The following is a 7477-nucleotide window of genomic DNA, read 5'->3' on the forward strand; positions in this document are numbered from 1 at the left end:
ATTAACTTTTCACTTATTGATACCTTTTCTACGGAAAAGGTAACCCTTCGGTTAGCGTATCAATTCCTTATTTCAGTAGTATCCCGGATGGGGTTACGTATATAATGAAGCATACATCAAAAAGGAGAGAGCGTTGACCAGACGCTCTCATTCCCAAATCTAATAAACTTAAAAATTAAAAAACTTTAGTTGACCAGATGCTTAAATTAATACGGAAAACGGGCAAAAGGTAACCCTTATGAGCATTAAAAAGTATCAACAATTTTATAGACTTTGTCGGATTTTCTCAGGAAGGTTTCTACGGGAATGGAGCAAACATCTCCACGTGAGGCTTTTAACACGGGTTCGGGTGTGTTGAGGCGGATCTCCTGCACTTTACCCTCATAAACCCCGGTGGTTGGGCCGATGATGTAAATGTCATCGCCGGTGACAAGGTCATTGGCTTCTACTTTGATCTCTGCTACCTGTAGATTGGTGAAATAATTGGAGATCTTTCCCACGTATATCTTTTTCCGGGTGGCCTGGGAACCATATTGTTCCGACCATTCCCCCATTTTACGCCCAAGGTAGTATCCATCCCAGAAACCACGGTTGTAAACCGATTTAAGTCTTTCGTTCCAATTGTCCACTTTTTCAGGTGAATAGCTTCCGCCGGAATATGCCAGTACGGCTTCCTTATAACATTGTGTTACGATCTTCACGTACTCGGGTGAACGGCCGCGGCCTTCGATCTTTAAAACCCTCACTCCGGCCTTCAGTATCTTATCCAGGAAGTCGATGGTTTTCAAATCTTTGGGCGACATGATGTATTCGTTGTCTATGGCCAGCTCAATGTTGCCATCGAGGTCGGTGACCTTGTAAGGCCGGCGGCATACCTGCAGGCATTCGCCGCGGTTGGCGGAGAAGTTGAGGTTGTCGAGGCTGAGGTAGCACTTGCCTGAAACGGCCATGCACAGTGCGCCGTGGGCAAAGACTTCTATCCTGACAAGCTCCCCGGAAGGCCCTTTGATCTGCTGTTTGTCGATAGCCCTGGTAATGGCGGCAACCTGCTCCAGCGAAAGCTCCCGTGCGGTAACCATCACATCGGCATATTGTGCATAGTACTTAACCGCTTCGATGTTGGTGATGTTGGTCTGGGTCGACATATGCACTTCCATCCCGGTCTTGTTGCAGTACTGTATCACAGCCTGGTCGGAAGCGATGATGGCACTGATACCGCTGTCTTTTGCAGCATCTGCATACTTTCGCATCTCGTCCAGCTCCGTATCAAAAATGACCGTGTTCAGGGTCAGGTAAGAACGCACATGATGTTCATCACAAATGCGAACGATCTCCTTCAGGTCTTCAATAGAAAAGTTCTGCGACGACCGTGAGCGCATGTTAAGCCTTCCCGCCCCGAAATACACCGAGTCCGCACCGCCTTGTATGGCGGCCATCAGCGACTCGAACGAGCCGGCAGGAGACATTATTTCGGCCGGGGTTTTCATACGTTTGCAAAGATACAGGAAATCGAAGATCGGAGATCGGAGATCGATGAATTAGATCTGCGATCTGCGATCTGCGATCTTCGATCTCCGATCTGCGATCTGCGATCATTAGCTTATCTTTATTATTGTTATATTACATCCCCAAAACATCGCTTCATGAAACAACTTATTCTGTTGATCTCTTTATTCTTATTCAATAATGTTTTCTCCCAGGAACAGCGTGTGTACCGGATCGACAGCCTGTCTAACGAACTTCTTGCCCTGGATACCCTGTGGTTATATCATCCCGGGGATGATACTGCCTGGGCTGCTTTTGACTTTCCTGATGAAAACTGGGACACACTTTCCACAGAACTGTTGCTGACAGGCAGGGAAGAGTCGTTTTTCCCCGGGAATGCCTGGTTCCGGTTGCATATCGAAATCGATTCTTCTTTGATGGATGAGTTCGCAACCTTAACCCTTCGGCAGGTCGGGGCTTCGGAGATCTATCATAACGGCAAAAGGATAAGGAGTTTCGGGACAGTGGGTACAGCGGACAGAGAGGAATCCAGGAGCAATCCAATGAATATTCCCTTTTTGTTGCGATTTGACAGTGAAAAACATCATGTGATCGCTGTGCGATACTCCAACCGGGAGGCGGAAAAATTTTATAAAAGATACAATACTCCCCTGGCCGGGTTTAATATGTTCATCAGCACTTTCAGAGGAAGTATCGACCGCATGATAAGCCTTTATGTCGTCTCCCTGTTATTTATATCCCTTATAATTATCTTTGTGGTTCTGGGAGCCCTGCATTTTCTGCTGTATGTCTTTTTCCGGCAGAACAGGTCGAACCTCTATTACAGCATCTTCGTCATGGCCTTTGCCGTGTTGATCCTGTGGTCGCTTGCGGTCAACTCCTTCATTTTCGGTACGGGCTTTGTTATTAAAACAAGATACCTTATTTCCCTGCTTTACCCGTTTATCCTGGTGCCGCTGGTCAGGCTTCTGTATTCCATGTTCTGGGAAAAGCTTCCCCGGATGTTCTGGGTGGTGCTGGCACTTGCCTTTATATCCACGTTGTGTTATGTCTTCAATGTTTCATTTATAACATTCATTTATGCAGGGTTCTCCGTCATTGTGTTTTTTGAGATCGTGAGGGTGACCGTTCAGGCTATATGGCGACGTATTAGCGGCTCCTGGATCATTGGGGTTGGAGTGCTGGTGTTTATTGCCTTCTTCACGGTAATCTCCTTTATCATCCTCTTCCAGGGTGGGCTTGTTATTAACGGTTTATGGTATTTCCTGTCCGTTTTGATGGCGGTACTCAGTATCCCTGTATCCATGTCGTTATTCCTGGCAAGGGATTTTTCCAGGACGAACAGGAATCTGAAAATACAACTTGAGCAAGTAAAATTGCTTTCCGCCAAAACGCTGGAACAGGAAAAAGAGAAACAGCGCATCCTGGAAGGACAGAAAGAAAGGCTGGAAGTCATGGTTAAAGAGCGGACTCATGAACTGGAAGAAGAGAAGGACAAGACCGAGAAACTCCTGCTGAATACCTTACCCCTGAAAGTAGTCAACGACCTGAAGGAGAACGGGTATACAGAGCCCGAGAGCTTCGACGAGGTGACCGTGTACTTCTCTGACCTGGTGGGTTTTACCGATGCCTCATCCAGACTTGAGCCGGCAGTATTGATAGAAGAATTGAACAGGATTTTTACCGCCTTTGACGACATCATGACGAAGCACCACTGCGAGCGGATCAAGACCATAGGAGATGCTTACCTTGCTGTTTGCGGGATGCCGGAAAAAAACGAAAACCATGCGGAGAACATGGCCCTGGCTGCCCTGGAGATCAGGCATTACCTTGAAGAAAGAAACGGCCATTCGGAAATCAAATGGAAGATCCGTATCGGGATCCACAGCGGAAAGGTTGTTGGTGGCATAGTTGGCGTAAGGAAATACATTTACGATGTTTTCGGCGATACTATCAACACCGCATCCAGGATGGAAAGCAACTCCGAACCCATGCGGATCAATGTGTCGGAAACAACCTATGAGATCATAAAAGACAAGTTCCGCTTCAGTGCCCGCGAAACGATGGAGATCAAAGGGAAAGGGAAAATGAGGATGTATTTTTTGGAAGGCGGGATTAAAGACGTGTAACTCACTAATCCTTCATTTCAAGAAACTGCCTGATGTTGAAGTGTTTTATCCCTTTGAAATCAGACACAAACTCATCAGCGGAAATGACAATCTTTTCGTGGTTATCGCCGATTTTAAGCAGGTTCCCGAACTCCCTTTCCCTGACTTTTTCATCATACACAAGGTAAGCCACCTGTATGTATTTCGTAACATTTCCTTTTTGGGCCACAAAATCGATCTCCCTGTTCTGGTGTTTCCCGATATAAACCTTGTAATCATGATCAATAAGTTGATTATAGACCAGGTTTTCGAATATGTTTCCGATGTGATCGCCTGTGAACGGGATTATGGAATGGATAAGTCCCAGATCGGAAAAGAAATATTTATCGTTGATCTCAAATCTTTTTTTTCCAATGATATCCATGCGTTGTACTTTGTTCACAAAAAAAGCATACGTAAGATATTTCAGGTAATTTGAAACGGTGTTCACCGACAAATTCACCCTTTGTCCTTTCAGGAAATCACTGATTTTCTTGGATGATACATAGCTTCCCAGGTTATCCGATATATATTCGATCAGTCGGTCAAGAAAATCAATATCCCTGATATTGTACCGGGCTACAACATCTTTCAGGATAATGGTGTTATAAATACTTTTAAGGTATCCGAATACGATTTCATCGTCAAAAGGCAAATGGATGAGGTAAGGCATTCCCCCGTATCGGATATATAGGTTTAGCGTATCATTTGTATTGGAAAGCTTATGAATTTGCATGAATTCTTTATATGAAAGGCTGTTAACACGGAATTCAATATAGCGACCAGAAAGGTGGGTGGCAAGATCACCTGACATTAAGTTGGCATTACTGCCTGTACAATACAAATCGTATCCTTCCGCAAACAATTGTCTTAAAGCTATTTCAAATCCTTCAATTTCCTGAATTTCGTCAATAAAAACAAAATTTTGCTTTATACCGGATACCTTACTCTTTACAAAATGGTAAAGGTCATCAGAAGTGACGATGTGCCTGAATTCGTTGTTTTCTTTATTTATATAGACAGTATTGGATTTGGAATTATCATTTTTAATCATATCAATGATTTGCCGCAACAAGGTTGATTTACCTACACGACGCTGGCCTGTAATAATCTTAATAATACTTTTCCCAATAAAAGGCCTGATTTTTTCCAGGTATTTCTCCCTGATCAATATTTTTTCCATGATGAAAACTTTTTGCAAATATACATCAAAATATCATTATAATGAATTTATTATTCATATTTGCGATTTATTTTCATTATAATGAAATATTTTGCAAAGCCTTTTTCTATTGAAAGCAGTAGGCCCTTAGTTATCATTATTCATAAATATCTTATTATGTATCGTCCGGTTTATTGACCGTCTACCCAGGATGGAGTCCCACAAAACACTCGGTAAACAAAGGGTTTCATGCATCCTCTCCCAGGGATGGAATCCCGTAGGATGGAGTCCCTTTGCACCTTTGCATTGATCATATGCAATATGCCCGTGGCCGAAGGCTTACGGCAGATTGAAGGATTATTATTATTTTCAAATTAGTAGTCCCGGATACACCGGACTGAAAATCCTTTACTCTTTAAATTATTGCCTGTGCGTTCAATTTTAGGTCCTAAATAACTAATTCCCCTATCCCAGGAATAGATTAAATAATCTTTATTAATTGAAGATGTCCAAAAAAATCCTCCATGATTTATAACATAAAAATTGCCATCCGTATATCGATCTCCACCCGGTAATGCCGAAAAGCCAAATAAATCGGTACCGGTATTAATGCTCCATCCACTTTCCGATTTTAAATTATCTCCAGCGTCAGCTCCTCTGAATGTCAAGAAAATATTCCAAACCGGATCACCTATACCATAATAGCTATCAACACTGCCTTCCAATATTTTCCATTCATCGTCAGTTGGTATATGCCATCCTTCAGGACAAATACCCTGTGCCCCGGGATCATTTCTGTAATTCATCATCTCATTCCATTGATATAGTCCTCCATATACTGTACAATTATTCGTATCATCATCGTAGCAGTATTTCTCCAATATTTCATTATCCTGCATATTGGTAGCACCAGGAATCATCACCCCCGCATTCAAATTCTCCTTTAACCAGCATTGGCTGAAAATCTGGATAGTGTTGTAAATCTGCCCCTCATATTCAACGGTTGGTATCCCAGGACAAGGAATATTAAAAGTAAATTGAAAAGTATACAATTTACTGCTATCGGGTGCATCAAGAATTCCTGATTCAAGTGTGTCGTTATAAGCAATCAATAACAATGTGTCACCTGTATTGAAGATAAAATTTTGATTCGATAATTTTTTTAATTTACTTACTGGGAGAAGATAATCACTACCAAGATAATAAATATGGCTCTTCTTATCACTTCTGGTGCTTATACTTATTATTTTGATGCTTTCACTAATATTATTAAACTGAAGATTAAAATAAAATATTCCGCTATCTCCAGGAATAAATTTGTAATAATATACTCCTGCAGAAAGAGCTTTATTTTCATTAATTAAAACTCTTCCATGATTATCACATATTGTAATGTCTACTATAGATTCATTAGGAATCTTAATTCTAATTATGGTGTAACCTTTAACAGGATTTGGATAGCATGTAATTAAACCAAATTCACTTTGGGTATTAAAGTTTTCATTGATCCCAACAGAACCATCCAATACCAAAACTGTATCTGGCCAATAAAGAACAGTATCACAACCTTGACTTTGATTTACCACTCTAATGCTGTCTGCCTTTGCCCATTGTGTATTCTCTACAGAAGTAAAAACTAATTCAATGACCGATTTTTGTATTAAAAACGAATCTGCTGGTAAGAATACAAACATTATGTAAAGGAGTAAGAAGCTCATTTCAAAAGTGTTAAGATATCATTTCAAAGTTTCTGTATTAATATATTTAGTTTACTGTCGTTTAAAAAGCCTTAACTAAAAATAGTGATAATTACCTACTATAATTGTAAATCTGCTGCTAAAACTGCATAGATTATCAATGTGAATTTCCGCAAAACCGCATCGGATGTAAAGATGCTGTCAATCACAATGTTTTGGGATTGTAAATTCTTGTAAAAGACGCAAGTACTTAATAATGTTATCATTACGCAAATAAAAATGGGGGGGTACTTCGTTTCACGGTGTTTGGTTTTGGTTGTTTACTATGCTATAAAGATATAGAGAGTTTTTTGATAAGTCAAGAGAGATTTTGAGTAGTGGGAAGCCGGATGTCAGATAAATTAAACATCACTCGCAACTCATCGACAATCTCATTAAACATCAAATCCAATTATGGAAAATATTTTTCCAGGAAGTTTTACTATTTGGATATTTCAATTCCAAATAGTATATTTGTAGATTATGAAACATAGAAACATTATTAATACTATAGAACCAGTTTGGTACTAATCTTATTATTGAGATGGTCTAATTACCCTGGACAATAATTTAAACAAATATAATTGTATTATCATTAAGAGGGGGGCCGGGGGGAGACTCATAACCTCCATTTTTTGTTGATAACTCATGCAGCCCTCCTATAAACTTTTATTGGTGGCACATCTCCATTGGAAGAATGATCCCGTATTTCGTTATAATAGAAAATAAACTGTGAACATACCTGATGAAGTTCCTGGCCGGTTTCCGGATGCTCCAGGTATATCTTATCATATTTGATGGTGCGGAAAAAGCGTTCGATAAATGCATTGTCGGTAACCCTCCGCTTTTCGTCCATTTATATTTTTACCGTATCCACTCAGACAGGGAAATAATTCACCAGGGCAGATGGCTTAAAGTTGATTAAA

At 40.7% G+C, this 7477-nt stretch carries 5 protein-coding genes; 1 reads left to right on the forward strand and 4 read right to left on the reverse strand.

Annotated elements, in window-relative coordinates:
- Positions 1–245: 245 nt before the first annotated feature.
- Positions 246–1466 carry a U32 family peptidase gene (locus KKA81_01770; GenBank protein MBU2649637.1) on the reverse strand — a complete coding sequence of 407 codons (1221 nt, stop codon included), beginning with the start codon at positions 1464–1466 and terminating at the stop codon, positions 246–248.
- A gap of 177 nt (positions 1467–1643) precedes the next feature.
- Here KKA81_01770 and KKA81_01775 point away from each other — a divergent pair, with 177 nt between their 5' ends.
- Complete coding sequence (locus KKA81_01775) at positions 1644–3635, forward strand: hypothetical protein (protein MBU2649638.1); 1992 nt, start codon at positions 1644–1646, stop codon at positions 3633–3635.
- Between the two features lie 4 nt (positions 3636–3639).
- On the opposite strand, the gene KKA81_01780 is transcribed toward KKA81_01775, so the two are convergent.
- The 3 genes from KKA81_01780 to KKA81_01790 all read right to left on the reverse strand — a co-directional run bounded on the left by KKA81_01780 (position 3640) and on the right by KKA81_01790 (position 7407).
- The gene (locus KKA81_01780) at positions 3640–4836 is read right to left on the reverse strand and encodes an ATP-binding protein (GenBank protein ID MBU2649639.1); all 1197 of its coding nucleotides are present in this window, start codon (positions 4834–4836) and stop codon (positions 3640–3642) included.
- Positions 4837–5189: 353 nt separating this feature from the next.
- The gene (locus KKA81_01785; GenBank protein ID MBU2649640.1) at positions 5190–6533 is read right to left on the reverse strand and encodes a T9SS type A sorting domain-containing protein; all 1344 of its coding nucleotides are present in this window, start codon (positions 6531–6533) and stop codon (positions 5190–5192) included.
- 664 nt (positions 6534–7197) lie between these two features.
- Positions 7198–7407 (reverse strand): integrase core domain-containing protein, encoded by a 210-nt coding sequence (locus KKA81_01790; protein MBU2649641.1) that lies wholly within the window; start codon positions 7405–7407, stop codon positions 7198–7200.
- Positions 7408–7477: the final 70 nt, after the last annotated feature.

The organism is Bacteroidota bacterium (assembly GCA_018831055.1).
In the GTDB taxonomy this organism is placed as follows: Bacteria; Bacteroidota; Bacteroidia; order Bacteroidales; family B18-G4; genus M55B132.